14 protein-coding genes are annotated in these 15076 nt (G+C 66.5%); 8 read left to right on the top strand and 6 right to left on the bottom strand.

Features of this window, described 5'->3' with window-relative positions; all coding sequences use genetic code 11:
• Window positions 1-233: 233 nt before the first annotated feature.
• Window positions 234-1439, top strand: coding sequence for a DUF445 domain-containing protein (locus AL3_RS11380; protein WP_083521693.1), 1206 nt, complete (start codon window positions 234-236; stop codon window positions 1437-1439).
• Here AL3_RS11380 and AL3_RS11375 read toward each other — a convergent pair.
• From AL3_RS11375 to AL3_RS11365, 3 genes are all read right to left on the bottom strand, one after another.
• Window positions 1436-2182 carry a hypothetical protein gene (locus AL3_RS11375; RefSeq protein ID WP_066300778.1) on the bottom strand — a complete coding sequence of 249 codons (747 nt, stop codon included), beginning with the start codon at window positions 2180-2182 and terminating at the stop codon, window positions 1436-1438. The two genes, AL3_RS11380 and AL3_RS11375, sit on opposite strands and share 4 nt — an antisense overlap.
• 137 nt (window positions 2183-2319) lie before the next feature.
• Window positions 2320-2586 carry a GlsB/YeaQ/YmgE family stress response membrane protein gene (locus AL3_RS11370; RefSeq protein ID WP_066300776.1) on the bottom strand — a complete coding sequence of 89 codons (267 nt, stop codon included), beginning with the start codon at window positions 2584-2586 and terminating at the stop codon, window positions 2320-2322.
• 149 nt (window positions 2587-2735) lie between these two features.
• The gene (locus tag AL3_RS11365; RefSeq protein WP_066300775.1) at window positions 2736-3383 is read right to left on the bottom strand and encodes an alpha/beta hydrolase; all 648 of its coding nucleotides are present in this window, start codon (window positions 3381-3383) and stop codon (window positions 2736-2738) included.
• A gap of 147 nt (window positions 3384-3530) precedes the next feature.
• Between AL3_RS11365 and AL3_RS11360 the strand changes: the two genes are divergently transcribed.
• The 4 genes from AL3_RS11360 to AL3_RS11345 are packed head-to-tail and all read left to right on the top strand — an operon-like array spanning window position 3531 to window position 8833.
• Entirely contained in the window at window positions 3531-4592 is a 1062-nt protein-coding gene (locus AL3_RS11360) for a 1-phosphofructokinase family hexose kinase (protein WP_083521681.1), read from the top strand.
• Window positions 4592-6775 (top strand): PTS fructose transporter subunit IIABC, encoded by a 2184-nt coding sequence (locus tag AL3_RS11355; RefSeq protein WP_066300773.1) that lies wholly within the window; start codon window positions 4592-4594, stop codon window positions 6773-6775. The genes AL3_RS11360 and AL3_RS11355 overlap by 1 nt, the downstream gene beginning before the upstream one ends.
• Before the next feature lie 33 nt (window positions 6776-6808).
• A complete protein-coding gene (gene ptsP / locus AL3_RS11350; RefSeq protein ID WP_066300771.1) occupies window positions 6809-8503 on the top strand; it encodes a phosphoenolpyruvate--protein phosphotransferase in 1695 nt (564 codons plus the stop codon).
• A gap of 51 nt (window positions 8504-8554) precedes the next feature.
• Entirely contained in the window at window positions 8555-8833 is a 279-nt protein-coding gene (locus AL3_RS11345) for an HPr family phosphocarrier protein (protein ID WP_066300769.1), read from the top strand.
• A gap of 169 nt (window positions 8834-9002) precedes the next feature.
• On the opposite strand, the gene AL3_RS11340 is transcribed toward AL3_RS11345, so the two are convergent.
• The 3 genes from AL3_RS11340 to AL3_RS11330 form a co-directional block, all read right to left on the bottom strand.
• Window positions 9003-9743: a hypothetical protein gene (locus AL3_RS11340; RefSeq protein ID WP_066300767.1), complete on the bottom strand. Its 741-nt coding sequence runs from the start codon at window positions 9741-9743 to the stop codon at window positions 9003-9005.
• A complete protein-coding gene (locus AL3_RS11335) occupies window positions 9740-10471 on the bottom strand; it encodes a hypothetical protein (protein WP_066300765.1) in 732 nt (243 codons plus the stop codon). The genes AL3_RS11340 and AL3_RS11335 overlap by 4 nt, the downstream gene beginning before the upstream one ends.
• Before the next feature lie 157 nt (window positions 10472-10628).
• A complete protein-coding gene (locus tag AL3_RS11330; RefSeq protein WP_066300761.1) occupies window positions 10629-11219 on the bottom strand; it encodes a hypothetical protein in 591 nt (196 codons plus the stop codon).
• Window positions 11220-11358: 139 nt separating this feature from the next.
• On the opposite strand from AL3_RS11330, the gene AL3_RS11325 reads away from it, so the two are divergent.
• The 3 genes from AL3_RS11325 (at window position 11359) to AL3_RS11310 (ending at window position 15059) form a co-directional block, all read left to right on the top strand.
• Entirely contained in the window at window positions 11359-12447 is a 1089-nt protein-coding gene (locus AL3_RS11325) for an iron-containing redox enzyme family protein (protein WP_066300758.1), read from the top strand.
• On the top strand, window positions 12444-12740 hold the full coding sequence (locus AL3_RS19080) for a CDGSH iron-sulfur domain-containing protein (protein ID WP_306303032.1): 297 nt from the start codon (window positions 12444-12446) through the stop codon (window positions 12738-12740). Before AL3_RS11325 ends, AL3_RS19080 begins: the two co-directional genes overlap by 4 nt.
• Window positions 12741-12812: 72 nt before the next feature.
• Entirely contained in the window at window positions 12813-15059 is a 2247-nt protein-coding gene (locus AL3_RS11310) for a heavy metal translocating P-type ATPase (RefSeq protein WP_083521680.1), read from the top strand.
• Window positions 15060-15076: the final 17 nt, after the last annotated feature.

Genomic DNA, 15076 nt, shown 5'->3' with positions numbered 1-15076 from the left:
AGTCCCTGGTGCTGGTTAGATGGCAGTGCCGGTTCGCGCAGGCACCGGAAGAGCCGGACGCCTGGAATACGCTGTCCCGCACTCTAGCCCAGGAGTTGCTGCATGTTTGGTCGCCCGCTTTCTTGGATTGCCGCGAATTTGCGGGCTGCGCGGTCCGCAGCCGGATCCGGGGCACGCCGGTGAGCACGCCATTGCTGGAGAAGGATGCGGTGAAGGCCGCCGCCCTGCGCCGGATGAAGCTCGTGGCCACCAGTCTGCTGGTCATTCTGGGCATCATTTTTGTGGTGGCCTTCGCCCTGCAGGACCAATACCCCTGGCTGCAGTATGTCCGGGCCGCCGCCGAGGGCGGTATGGTCGGTGCGCTGGCGGATTGGTTTGCGGTGACCGCACTGTTCAAACATCCGCTCGGGATCAAGATCCCGCACACGGCAATCATCCCGCGGAACAAGGACCAGATTGGCGCCACCCTGGGCGACTTCGTCGAGGACAACTTCCTCTCCGACGAGGTCGTGGAAGCCAAGCTGGCCTCCATCGGGATAGCGCAGCGGGCCGGCGCCTGGCTGGCCCGGCCGGAGAGCGCGGACCGCGTTGCCCGGGAGGGAGCGGCAGCGATCCGGGGCATCCTCCGCGTGCTCGACGATGAGGCAGTCCGGGACGTCCTTGAATCCATGTTCCGCCGGCATGTGGTGGATGTGCCCTGGGGCCCGCCCGCCGGCCGCATGGCCGAACGGATCTTCGATGAAGGCCATCACCATCAGCTGGTGGACCTGCTGGTGGACAGCCTAAGCGACTGGGTGCAGCAGAACCCCGACGTCGTTTCCCGGCTGGTCGCGGAGCGTTCCCCCTCCTGGGTGCCCGGGTTCCTGGACGACCTGGTGGGAGACCGTGTCCAGGTTGAACTGAACCGGTTCCTCGCGGCCGTGCAGGATGACCCGAACCACCAGGTCCGGGTGGCGCTGGATAACTATCTCCGCGGCCTCGCCAGGGACCTGCAGCATGATCCGGAGGCGATGGCCAAGGCTGAGCGCGTCAAGGAACAGGTGCTGGACGATCCCAGGGTCCGGGAGCTGGTCACCCAGACCTGGAGCACCATCAAGTCGGCACTGAGCGATGCGGTGGACGATCCAGACAGTGAACTAACCACCAATTTCAAGGCAGCCGTGCAGGATTTCGGCGCGCGGCTGGTCAGCGATCCGGAGCTGGCAGCGAAGGTCAACGCCTACGTCGCTGATGCAGCGGGTTACCTCGTGCGCACCTACCGCAAGGACATCGCCGGAGTGATCACGGAGACAGTGGAACGCTGGGACGCCGAAGAAACCTCGGAGAAAATCGAACTGCAGGTCGGAAAGGACCTGCAGTTCATCCGGATTAACGGAACCGTGGTGGGTTCACTCGCTGGCCTGGCCATCTTCACCGTGGCCCACGCCATCTTCGGCTAGGCGGACCGGCGTTCGGGAAGTGCGCGGATGTCCGCCGCAAGCTCTCCCGGGATAGCGCCCGGAGCTTCGCCGAAGGCCCGGTGGGTTGCCTTGATGACGGAGCGGCCCATGGTGTAGTTCCCGGCCCCGCCGATCACGGCCCCGATCCCCAGCGGAAGCGCCCGTCCAATAATGACGGACCCCTGCTTGGCCAGCATCTTCCGCATGAACTGCTTGCGGATGGAGGAGCCTATGCTGCCCAGCATTCCCGAGGATGCGCTGCCCATCGCACTGCCCCAGGGCTTTCCCTTGCTGAGCTGCTGCATCATGGCCGTGCCCTCTTCACCCAGCATGATCGCCATAACAACCGTGCGGGACCGCTCCGGGTCCTGGAGCCGGACACCGTGCAGCTCCGCCACGGACTGGGCGTAAAGAGCGGTCGCTTCCAGGAAGCCGAAGGTGGCGGCTGCGGACAGCCCGAGCGCGGCAGCGGTTCCCACCGCAGGAACGACGGCGGTTGCCCCAACGGCTGCTCCGCCTCCGGCGACAGCTGCAAGGTAGTGGTGCTCGAGGATTTTGACCAGTTCTGCTGCTGAGGCCTCTGGATGCCTGCGCTGCAGCCGGCGGATGTTGGCCAGCACCAGCGGGCGCTGCACTTCCACAGCCCGCTCGATTCCGCGGGCAATGTGGGACTTCGGCTTGCCGTCCCGGTCAAAAACCGCTCCGCCGGCAAGCCTGAGGGCACTGGTGGTCTTGAAGCCCATGCGCATTCGCTCCTTACGTGTACCGGATTCATCCGCCCACCCAGCCTACGCGAGCGGGGTTAAAGACGAACGGGTCCACGGAAGTTATCCCGTGGACCCGTTCGCTGGCTGCGGGTAAGTCCCGCGCCCTGGCCTGGCTAGGCCCGGGCACCACGCTTGGTGATCATGCCGTAAACCAGCAGGACGACGATCGAGCCAAGAATGGCCACGATCCAGGTCTGGAGCGACCAGAAGTTCTCAAGGCCAACATTGAAGATGGCGTTGCCGATGAAACCGCCCAGAAGGGCACCTACAACACCGAGAACGAGGGTGATAACCCATCCGCCGCCCTGGCGTCCCGGAAGCAGAGCCTTCGCAATAGCACCTGCAATGAGTCCCAGAATAAGGAAAGCAATGATACCCATGTGAATACTCCTCGCTGTGTGAGTGACTGGTGAAAGTCAACATGGCCTGTGGGCCACGCTTTCCATAAGCCTACTTCATAAGCATGCTTATGCGAAGCCGGTTTCGCGTAAATTTATCCCTGTTTTTTGTATCATGCCTAGTCAGGGCCTTAATCAGTGACCTTATTTTTCTGCGGCGCCAAGGCGAAACGGCGCAGGAAGACAGCTATGTCCCGCATTTCGTCTGATTCGATCCGGTGCCCCATTCCCGGGTATGTCCTGGCGGTCAGCAGGGTGTTGAGTTCGAGCCATCTGCCTGCTGCCGCGATGGCCTCTGAGTGGATTACCCAGTCGGCCCGGTCCCTGCCCCAGAAAAAGGGCACCTTGGGCGTCAGGGGCTCCGCCATGGCCAGCAGTTCGCTTTCCACGACGAATCCGGAGAGCCCCACGGCGCTGGTGAACGCGGCCGGGCGCAGCCGCAGTGCAGTGACGGCGAGCGCCATGCCCTGCGAGAACCCGAGAAGTGATACCCCCGTGAAGCTGCCCTGCTGCTCAAGTGTGGAGATCGTGGCCAGCAGCTCCGAGCCTGCCTGGAGAACCTCCGCGGCATCGGAGTCCAGCATCGGATCCAGCAGGAACCAGCCGAAACTCTCTCCTACGTGAAATTTACCCCGCAGCGCAACCCCGGTGATCCCGGGCGGAAGGGAGTGGAAGAGCGCCTGCATCGCGGTTTCATCCGAGCCGTAACCGTGAAGCATCACCAGGAGGTGGGTGCCCGGACGCTCGGCGGCAGGTGCGGACCAGATGAGGTGATGCATCCCTCCAGAGTAGGGCCGGAGCGTGCCCGGGCGCGTTTGCCCCCGCGCCCGCCGGGCCGCCTGCCGACCATTGTGTTGGGCATGGCAGGAATCTACAGTTTCAGACAGCGCATAGATGTGCGCCGCGGCTGCTGATAGCGGGGGCTCATGTACTCAGGGACAAACCGGGGCGCCATAGTGACGCTGACCGCCAACCCCAGTCTGGACCGGACCGTGGAACTCTCCGGAGTCCTGGCCCGCGGGGCTGTCCAGCGGGCTGTGGGAGTCCATGAAGAACCCGGCGGGAAGGGCGTGAACGTCTGCCGGGCACTCAAGGCCTCCGGCTCGGACTGTGTGGCCGTGCTCCCCGGGGATAACGAGGATCCCGTGATGGCAGGCCTGCGGGCTGCGGGCATCAACCACCGGAACCTGCCCATTGGAGCCGCCCTGCGCGCGAATCTCACGTTCACGGAACCGGATGGAACCACCACCAAGATCAATCTTCCCGGCCCGCAGCTCGGCACGGCGGTCCAGGAAAACCTGCTGGCCTTGACCTTGGAGGCGTGCACCGGACCGGATGAAGGCGAGCCGGCGCGCTGGCTGGTGCTGGCCGGATCGCTGCCGCCCGGGGTTCCCGCAGATTTCTACGCTGTAGCCGCCGATGCCGTACGGCGGCGCTTCCCCAACAACACTCCCGCCCTTGCCATCGACTCCTCCGGGCCGCCCCTCCTGGGTGCACTGCTGCATGGGGCTGCACCCAATCTCCTGAAGCCCAACGGCGAAGAACTGGCGGAGGTCACCGGCATCGCCACGGGCGATGACCTTGAGGCTGATCCTTCGCTGGCTGCCGGCGCGGCGCTGACGCTGATCGAGCGGGGTGTGCAGACCGTCCTGGCCACCCTCGGTGCCAGGGGTGCACTCCTGGTGACGTCCGACGGTGCCTGGCTGGCTACCCGCCCGCCGGTCACGGCACGGTCCACGGTCGGCGCCGGCGACTCCTCACTGGCCGGCTATCTGCTGGCCGAATCTGCCGGAAAACCGCCGCAGGACTGTCTTCGGCAGGCAGTGGCACACGGCGCGGCTGCTGCGTCACTGCCCGGCACCACCGTGCCTTCGCTGGACGAAACCCGGCCCGAGGAGGTCACTGTCACGCCGGTGGAACTGCGGCCGGTTCCTGCTTCCAGCACCAGGCGCGGACCTGCACCAACCTCATCTAAGGAGCAATCCTGATGTCAGACCTTATTACACCGGACCTGGTTACCCTGGACCAGAATCTTGGCAGTTCACGGGACCAGGTCATCCGCTTCCTTGCAGAAAAGGTGGTCGCTGCCGGACGCGCCACGGGTTTCGATGAACTGTATGCCGATGCCATGGCCCGGGAGCAAAAGACGGCAACCGGCGTCCCGGGCGGCATCGCCATCCCGCACTGCCGTTCCGCGGCCGTGACCCAAGCCAGCCTGGCCATGGCGCGGCTGCAGCCCGCCGTGGATTGGGGCGCTAAGGACGGGCCGGCGGACATCGTCTTCTTCATCGCGGCACCGGAAGGTGCTGACCAGGAACACCTGCAGCTGCTGGCTAAGCTGGCGCGGTCCTTGATCAAGAAGGATTTCACCGCTGCCCTGCGCAGCGCGGAAACGCCGCAGGCAGTTGTGGAACTCGTTGACGGCGCCCTCGGGCTGGGGCCTGCACCGGGGCCGGATACCGCGGGAGCTGGTGAACCGGGTTCTGCCGGCGCCCACCAGGCCGGGAGCCCTGCCTCAGCGGGGGCGGGCGCCGCCGCCGGAGCGGGCGCCGCCGCGGGAGCTGGCGCGGCGGCCGGGGCTGGCGCAGCCGGCACGCGGGGAACCTCAGGTCCGGAGGGCGGCACCGGAGCGGCTGCGGCGGACGAGGGACATGAGGCCCAGTCCGGGGCTGCGCCGCACCGGCTCGTGGCGGTGACCGCCTGCCCCACCGGAATTGCCCACACCTATATGGCGGCGGATTCCCTGGCTGCAGCCGCTGCGGAACGCGGCATTGATCTGCAGGTGGAAACCCAGGGGTCGGCCGGAGCCACCCCTCTGGATCCGGAAATCATCAAGAACGCCGACGCCGTGATTTTCGCGGTCGACGTTGATGTCCGGGACAAGGGCCGGTTTGCCGGCAAACCGGTGGTCAGCGGCCCGGTCAAGCGGGGCATCGACGAGCCCGGGGTGATGATCGACGAGGCCCTGGCCGCGGCGAAGGATCCGAACTCCCGGAAGGTGGCAGGCGGAGGCGGCGGCGGCGAGGAACGTGCAGCCTCCGGCGGTGAGAATTTCGGCGGGCAGCTCAAGCGTGCCCTGCTCACCGGCGTCAGCTACATGATTCCCTTCGTGGCCGGCGGCGGCCTCCTCATCGCACTGGGCTTCCTGCTCGGCGGATACGAACTCGCACTGTCGGACGAGGCCGGGGTCGCCAACGGCGACAACCTGCTGGCCGGGTCCGGCCTGTTCAACCTCCCGCCCGAAGGACTGTGGGCCTATCTGGGGGCCGTCTTCTGGAAAATCGGCACCATCTCGCTGGGCTTCCTGGTTCCGGCGCTGGCCGGCTACATCGCCTATGCCCTCGCGGACCGGCCCGGAATCGCACCGGGCTTTACCGCCGGCGCCGTCGCCCTGTTTATGGACGCAGGCTTCCTCGGCGGCATCGCGGGCGGCCTGCTCGCCGGGTATGTGGCCATGTGGGTGGGCCGCTGGAAGGTTCCAGCCTGGCTGCGCGGCCTGATGCCCGTAGTGATCATCCCCCTGCTGGGTTCGCTGATAGCCTCCGGGCTGCTCCTGCTCGTGCTGGGCGGCCCTATCGCTGCACTCACCCTTGCCCTGAACAACTGGCTGTCCGGGCTCACCGGTGTGGCGGCCATCGGCCTGGGCGCGATCCTCGGCCTGATGATGGGCGCGGACCTCGGCGGACCCATCAACAAGGTTGCCTATGCCTTTGCGGTCGCCGGACTCGGCGAAGCATCGTTTGAAAACCAGGCCCCGTGGGAGATTATGGCTGCCGTGATGGCTGCCGGCATGGTCCCGCCGCTGGGCATGGCGCTGGCCACGGTGCTGGACAAGAGCCAGTTCACCATGGCCCTGCGGGAGAACGGCAAGGCAGCCTGGGTACTGGGCGCGGCATTCATTTCCGAAGGCGCCATTCCCTTCGCCGCCTCGGATCCGCTGCGGGTTATTCCCTCCACAATGCTCGGCGGGGCGGTGGCCGGTGGCATCTGCATGGCAGCCGGCGTAACGTCGCAGGCGCCGCATGGCGGGCTTTTCGTGTTCTTCGCGATTGGGAACTTCTTTATGTTCCTTGTGGCCATCATCGCCGGGATGGTCGTTACGGCATTGGTGCTGGTCGGCCTCAAGCGCCTCACCGCCCCGAAGATGGCCGAAGAACCCGTTGTCGCCTAGGGACCTGAGACGAGTCCACAGAGAGGTACAGAAATGCGCACCATCAAGGGAATCGGTGTCAGCCCGGGCCGGGTCCTCGGCCCGTCGCTGCGGATGCCCCCGCCCGTTCCGGAGCCCGACGCCGAGTCAAGGTTTGGTCCCGGCAGTTCCGTGGACGCGGAAAAGGAACGCCTGAAGGACGCCGCGGAGAACGTGCGGGAGGATCTGAAGCGGCGCTCCGCCGCGGCCTCCGGCGACGCCAAGGCGGTCCTTGACGCGACCGCGATGATGGCGACGGACCCCATGCTGCTGAAAGCCGCCGGCAAACATATCAACAACGGCATGGCCGCCGACCGCGCCGTCTGGGAGGCCGGGCTGGAAGTCGCAGCCATGCTCCAGAGCCTGGGCGGTTATATGGCCGAACGGACCCAGGACGTCCTGGATGTCCGGGCGCGCATCGTGGCGCAGCTGGACGGGCTGCCCGCTCCCGGGATCCCGGCGTCGGACGTTCCATTCATCCTTACCGCCGAGGAACTGGCTCCGGCGGACACCGCCACGTTGGACCCCTCCCTGGTCATCGGACTGGTGACCAGCGGCGGCGGTCCGCAGTCCCACACCGCGATCCTGGCCCGCTCCCTGGGCTTGCCCGCGGTCGTGGGAGCGGTGGGCGCCGACTCGATTCCCGACGGCGCTGAGGTCTACCTCGATGGAGCTGGCGGGAGCGTGGTTGTGGACCCCGGTCCCGCAGAACGGGACGCGGCACAGAAATACGCTTCCCGGGCGTCGCTTCCGGCCTTTAACGGCATCGGAACGACGTCGGACGGCCACCGGGTGCCGCTGCTGGCCAACGTGGGATCGGGCAAGGACGCGGCTGCTGCCGCTACCGCCGGAGCCGAGGGTGTCGGGCTGCTGCGGACCGAGTTCTGTTTCCTCGGACGTGATACCGAGCCCAGCCTGGAGGAACAGGTTGCCGCCTACGGGGACGTGTTTGCCGCCTTCCCGGGCAAGAAAGTCGTGATCCGGACCTTGGATGCCGGTGCGGACAAGCCCCTGCCGTTCCTGACCGACGCCACCGAACCCAACCCTGCGCTGGGGGTCCGTGGATTCCGCACCGACCGTTCCTCTCCCGGGGTCCTCGCCCGGCAGCTCGAGGCCATTGCTGCTGCCGCCGGATCACACGAAGCCGATGTGTGGGTCATGGCGCCAATGATCTCCACCGCCGATGAAGCCAGCGATTTCGCGGTGATGTGTGCCGGAGCCGGGCTCGCCACCGCGGGCGTGATGATCGAGGTTCCGGCCGCGGCGATCAAATCCCAGGCTGTGCTGTCCAAGGTGAAGTTCGCTTCCCTGGGCACCAATGACCTGACGCAGTACGCCATGGCTGCTGACCGGCAGCTTGGCACCCTGGCCACGCTCAACGACCCCTGGCAGCCGGCCGTCCTGCAGCTCATCGGCATGACGGTGGACGGCGCCGCACAGGCGGGCGCGGCGGACAGCCGGCCCCGGAACGTTGGGGTCTGCGGCGAGGCGGCAGCGGACCCCGCCCTCGCCGTCGTCCTGACCGGTCTGGGCGTCAACACCCTCTCCATGACGCCGCGCGCGTTGTCCACCGTCGGAGCGGTACTGGCGTCAGTGACGCTGGCCCAGGCCCAGGAGCTTGCCCGCGTGGCGCTCTCCTCCCAGACTGCTGCAGAAGCCAGGTCCCAGGTCCGTACCAAACTGCCCATCCTCGACAAACTCGGACTGTAGCCGCAGCCCGGCAGCAGACACCACAGCCAACCCAACCGGAAGGAACCTCCCATGCCAGAACGTTCTGCAACCATAGCCAGCCGCGTTGGGCTGCATGCCCGCCCGGCTTCCCTGTTCGCGGAAGCCGCCGCGGCGCAGCCGGTGGAGGTGACGATCGGAATGGAGGGAGACCCTGCAGAAGACGCTATGGATGCCACGAGCATGCTGGCCCTGATGAGCCTGGGCGCCTCGCACGGCGACGTTGTTGTCCTGCGCGCTGAGGGGGAAGGCGCCGATGCTGCCCTGGATGAATTGGTCAAGGTCCTCGAGACGGATCTGGACGCCGAGTAGAGGCGGGAAGTCTGCCGCCAACCGCGGCGGACCGGACAAACAACGAAGCCAGCGGCACGGGGCCGCTGGCTTCGGTAGTAACTTCACGCTGACCCCCCACAGGCAGCGGACGTTACATATTCATTAGTCTGGCACAGGGTCATGAAGTTGTGAACAGATTCTGTGAAATTCAACTCACGTTTCGGTAACTTTCCGCCAAGAGGTTCTGGGGCGGCCGCCGGCGCTGGCGGACATGCGAGACCCACATAATCGTCAGCCCCAACGTCACCAGGACGACGGCGGAAAACGGCAGGACCAACCCGAACACGCCGATGACGAACAGTTCGATCAGGACGCTGAAAACAAAGACGACAGCCAGCCCAACCCCGACGAACCCCGCGCCCGTCCTGTGGAGGACACTGAGCCGCGGATTGGCGGCGGCCGCGAGCGCTGGAATGCAGACGCACGCGGCTACATACCCGGGATAGAGCCGGCCGACAGAGGCATACCACTGGACCGTCTGCTGATCGGCATAGGCCCACAGACCCGCAGAGGACACCGGCAGCTCACTGGCCGCGAAGAGGTAAACGGTCAACCCGATTGTCAGACCCAGCACCGCCAGTCCTACGGGGCCGATGATCAGCTTCCTTGACCATCGGGCACCAAAGGCCGCCGCGGCTTTCACACCCAGAATGACGAAGACCGCATCCAGTGCCAGTCTTAGTGCCAAGTTGGCAAGGTTGCGGCCGCCCAGCAGGGCATCAACCGGGTCGTAGAATCCCGGAAGGCTCAGTGCCATGGCGAGCGCAATCAGCACCATGCAGGCAAACATTCCGCGGTTCCTGCCCTGCAGCGCCCCCGGCAGCCGAAGCAGCGCAAAAAGCGAACTGAGCCCCAGCGCCGCCAATTGGATGGCAACATCTACGGTCATCCCAAATTCTCCAAAAGTGCCTGATCGAACTTTGCATCCTGCTCCCGCTTGCGCAGCACCTTCGACAGCGCATCCAGGCGGTCCCGTGCCAGCGTGACCAGGTCGATGTCGGAAAGTTCCGCTATGGCCTTCTCGCGGCCCTTGGGCGGCCATCCTCCCTCTTCAGGGTGCAGCACACCGGTTACTACCAGGCCACTGGTGAGGGACACACCGGCAAGCCGGGCTGCTGCGATGGCCAGATCCGGGGCCAGACGCCCCGCGGTCAGCTGCGCGGAAATGTTCTGGGGCGCGGTCCCGGTGGCTGCAGACAGCTGCTGGCGAAGATCGCCCGGATCAACGGCATCGAACCACTGCCGCACGGAGCCGGTATCCGGATAGGTGCACAATTCCGGCTCGGGGACCTTCCCGCCCTTGGCCGCGGTGGCCCGGTCCAAGAGGGCCTTGAGGATGCAGGGGTAGGACACCTGGCTGATGAGTTCAGCTTGAGTGGGCTCCCGCCTGCCCTCAGCCAGGCCCGCGAACTCAGTGAAGGAGGAGAGCGCGGCGACGGGATCCTGCCCGTAGGCGCGGGCCACCCGAATGACCGTGGCCATGGAAACCTTGTTCCGCACCAGCTGCTGGGCGAGTGTAGACCGCTTGATTCCGGTCATCCGGCACAGGTCCGTTGTGGACTCGTCGGGGGCTATGGTTGCGCGCCAATGTTGGAATGCCTTGGCGGCTACCGCCATTGCCCCTCCTCGATTGGATTCTCCGGTTACCAGTTAGTATACTTCTGGAACTGGCTCCCCCCTCTGTGTTCCCCCCATATGCAGAGGCGGGAGCCAGCTCCAATTAGCGGCCGGCTTTACACCCGGTCCGCCAGCGGTCCCGCGAAGCACCAAAAACTCATCCTGCCCGCCGCCGCGCGGCATGGCGGGCAGCTTCCCAGGCTTCTTCCAGACGGTCGACGGCGGCGGCATACGTGCCCAGCGCAGCAGGTTCCCGCGACGGGGACTGCGCGGCTTCCTGCGCCGCGAGAGCGTCCCGGGACGCCCGTGCGAGCCGGCTCGTTTCCGCTTCCCGCACATCCCCCAGTCCCGGGTATTCCACACCTTTCCAGGGGTCGAGTTCGTAGGAACTCCACTCCCGCAGGACTGCTTCCCGCCGCAGGTCCAGGCCATGGAGGCGTTTGGCCCAGATCCGCTCTGCGCGTGCCAGCTTCCTGGCCCGGTGCCGGCGCCGCAGCCAGATCGATGCTGCGGCGGATCCCGCCACCAGGACCAGGCCGGTGACGGCGGCAGCGCCGGTGCCCGCCAGTCCAGCCCAGGCCACCGCCAGGATTCCGGTCAGCAGCCCGGTGAAACCCACCCAGAACAGGCGTTCGCCGTCATCCCGGCGCAGCGCTGCATCCAGTGCAGGCGCAGTGAAGAGAACAGCCCCAGCCGCCAGCAGGATTGCAGGAATCGCTGCCAGGAGACTGCCGTCCACGCCGGGCATAACGCCCCCTTTCCTGTCCCTGCCGGCACTGGCAGGGTTCGGGATCGCTCCAAAATACCAAGTATGCTTATCTCCGGAGTTACCACTGGAAACCACTGGACCTCCAGCATTGCATGACGCCTCACACCTAAGGAACGACATGTTGCTACCTGCTCCCCGCGGAGCGTTGACCTCCGCGCTTCTGGATACCCTGCTGGCCGGAGCCGATGCCGCGCCTGAAACACTCGGCCAGCTATCCGCCGCCGGGGAAAGCGCCCTAGCCGCTTCCGGTGACCTGCTTCGCGACGACGATATTCAGCTTGCGCTTTTCTGCCTCTACGAGCTCCACTACAGCGGGCTTGGGGGCGTGGACCCCGCGATGGAGTGGGAACCGGAACTGATCCGGCTGCGGCGCACCCTGGAAGCGGCTTTCGAAACCGCCCTGCGGAACATCGTTCCGGTACCGGAGGCGCCGGAACCGGACGCTGAAGCAGTGGCCCAGACCCTGTTCGGACTGGCCGCGGAGGACGACGGCCCCTCCGTGTCCCGGTTCATTGCCCGCTCAGCCACCGGGGACCAGCTGCGTGAGTTCCTGATTCTGCGCTCCGTCTACCAGCTGCGCGAAGCTGATCCCCACAGCTGGGCCATTCCCCGCCTTCCGGTCGGACGGGCCAAGGCAGCCCTGGTGGAAATCCAGGCCGATGAGTACGGCGGCGGGCGTCCGGAGCGGATGCACTCGCACCTGTTTGCCCGCACCATGGCAGGCCTGGGACTGGATACCCGTTACGGCTACTACCTGGACCGGATTCCCGCGCTGGTGCTCGCTTCCTCCAACACCATGTCCCTGTTCGGACTGAACCGCCGGCTGCGCGGCAGCATCGCCGGGCACCTGGCAGCCTTTGAGATGACCTCCTCCATCCCGAACTCCTTTTACGCCAAGGGTTTCCGCCGTGCGGGGTTCGGCCCCGACGTCACCTTCTACTTTGACGAGCACGTCGAAGCGGACGCCGTCCATGAGCAGATTGCCGCCCGGGACCTTGCCGGCGGCCTCGCCGAAGCCGAACCGGAGCTTCTTCCGGACATCCTCTTCGGGGCGGCCGCCGTCCTGACCCTGGACGCACTCCAGGGCGAGTTTCAGCTGGCGGCCTGGAAGGACAACGGGTCGGCGCTCCGTGCAGCCGCCCCCGCTCCCTCCCCTGCTGCCTCCGCCCTGGCCGCCGATGCCGCAGCGGCAGGGGTCTCACCGTGAGCAGCACCCCTGCCGGCAAGCCCGTGGCACTGGTCGAAGCCACCGGCGTGAGCGTTTCCGCCACCGTGGCGGGCCAGGACGGCGCTGCCGGCAACCCTGACCCGGTGTCAGTCATGGTTTGCCCCGGCGGCCCCCTGCTGGTGCGCGGCGACTTTGAGGTGTTTGACGCCGAGGGCAACCTGGTTCCCAAGAACCGGGAAACAGTGGCGCTGTGCCGCTGCGGCGGGTCCAAAATCAAACCCTGGTGCGACGGAACACACAAACTGCTGAAGCACGGCTCCGCCGCGGACTAGGCGGTCTGGAGCAGGAAGCTGCAGGGCCTTCAAACACTGGTCTTATACCCATAGGGGGTATAGGCTGGTTTCATGAGCAGTCACGAACACCAGCCCCATCCTGACCCGTCGGCCGCACCTCATTCCCACTCCGCTCACGGCTGCCAGGCAGCGGCGGACCATAACGGCCACACCGCTGCCGGACAGATGGGCCAGGAGGGCCACGCTCAGGCTGGCCACGGTGATCACGGGCACGGGGGGCACGGACACGGCGGACACGGTGGCCACGGTGACCATGTTGGGCAGTTCCGGCGGCTGTTCTGGATCATGCTCATCCTCGCCGTTCCCGTGGTGGGGTTCAATGACATGTTCGCCCACCTCATCGGCTATCACTTGCCGGATGCTGCCTGGGTCTGGTGGGTCTCCCCCGTCCTGGGCACGGTGATGTACTTCTGGGGCGGCCAGCCATTCCTCACCGGGGCTGTATCAGAGGTCCGTTCGCGCAAACCGGGGATGATGCTGCTGATCGGGCTGGCAATCACGGTCGCGTTCATCGCCTCCTGGGGTGCCAGCCTGGGCCTGCTCGATGCTCAGCTGAACTTCTGGTGGGAGCTGGCCCTGCTGGTCGTGATCATGCTGCTGGGCCACTGGATCGAGATGCGCTCCCTCGCCCAGACCACGTCGGCTCTGGATTCGCTCGCGGCGCTGCTGCCCGACGAAGCCGAGAAGGTTGACGGGGACGAGGTCGTTAAGGTCTCACCCGCCGATCTGGCGGTGGGAGACGTCGTTATCGTCCGCCCCGGCTCCTCCGTACCAGCTGACGGAAGAATCGTTGACGGCTCCGCCAGCATGGACGAGTCCATGGTCACCGGCGAGTCCCGGACCGTCCGCCGCGGACGTGGCGATGCCGTGGTCGCCGGCACCGTCGCGACCGATTCGGGTCTGCGGGTGGAAGTCACGGCAATCGGGGACGACACAGCCCTGGCCGGTATCCAGAAACTCGTCGCGGACGCCCAGGCCTCATCCTCGCGCGCCCAGCGGATTGCTGACAGGGCAGCAGCCTGGCTGTTCTGGTTCGCCCTCGGCTCCGCGGCCGTCACCGCCGTCGTCTGGTCCCTGCTTGGGCTGCCGGATGACGCCGTGGTCCGCACCATCACCGTCCTGGTCATCGCCTGCCCCCATGCCCTGGGCCTGGCGATCCCGCTGGTGGTCTCGATCGCAACCGAACGCGCAGCCCGCGGCGGTGTGCTGATCAAGGACCGTCTGGCCCTGGAGTCCATGCGTTCGGTGGATGCTGTGCTGTTCGACAAGACGGGGACCCTGACCAAGGGCGAACCCACCGTCACCGCCGTCGAACCGGTTGACGGCCACACGGAGGACGAAGTCCTCGCGCTGGCTGCCGCTGCCGAAGCTGACAGTGAGCATCCCCTGGCCCGGGCCGTCACCGGCGCGGCGCGTGCCCGCGGACTGCGCGTCGCCAAGGCGTCGGATTTTTCCTCCTCGCCGGCAGTCGGGGTAAAGGCCACCGTGGCGAGCCCGGGCGGAAGCACGGTGGTGGAGGTTGGCGGGCCCTACCTGCTTGAGGAACACGGCGCTGCCGAACTGCCCATCGCCGATACCTGGCGGACTGAAGGTGCCATCATCCTGCACGTCCTGGAAGGCGGCAGCGTCATCGGCGCCCTGCGGCTGGCCGACGAGATCCGCCCCGAGTCCCGGCAGGCAGTGGACGCACTGCACGCCGCCGGCGCGCAGGTGGTGATGATCACCGGCGATGCCCAGGCCGTCGCGGAGACCGTGGCCAGGGAGCTGGGGATCGACAGGGTCTTCGCCGGTGTCCGCCCCGAAGACAAGGCGGCGAAGGTCGCCGAGCTCCAGGCAGAAGGAAAGAAGGTCGCCATGGTCGGCGACGGCGTCAACGACGCTCCTGCCCTCGCCCAGGCTGATGTAGGAATCGCCATTGGCGCCGGCACCGACGTCGCCATCGGCTCCGCCGGCGTCATCCTGGCCAGTTCCGACCCGCGCTCGGTACTCTCAGTCATCGACCTCTCCCGGGCCAGCTACCGGAAAATGAAGCAGAACCTGTGGTGGGCCGCCGGTTACAACCTCATTTCCGTGCCGCTGGCCGCGGGCGTCCTGGCACCGGTAGGGTTCGTGCTGCCCATGAGCATCGGCGCGTTACTCATGTCCGCCTCCACCGTCGTCGTCGCCCTCAACGCCCAGCTGCTCCGGCGACTGGACCTGTCGCCGGCGGCCAGCACCGCCCGCTTCACCGGCAGCAGCATCACCACACAGCACGGCACCGCACATCCCAATACCGCCCAGCACATCACCTCCGACTAACCAGCACCCCCGAATCA

Source organism: Arthrobacter luteolus NBRC 107841 (genome assembly GCF_001552075.1).
Taxonomy (GTDB): Bacteria; Actinomycetota; Actinomycetes; order Actinomycetales; family Micrococcaceae; genus Arthrobacter_B; species Arthrobacter_B luteolus.
The sequence above is the reverse complement of the archived record's forward strand: the minus strand, read 5'-3'. Positions and strand labels throughout refer to the sequence as shown.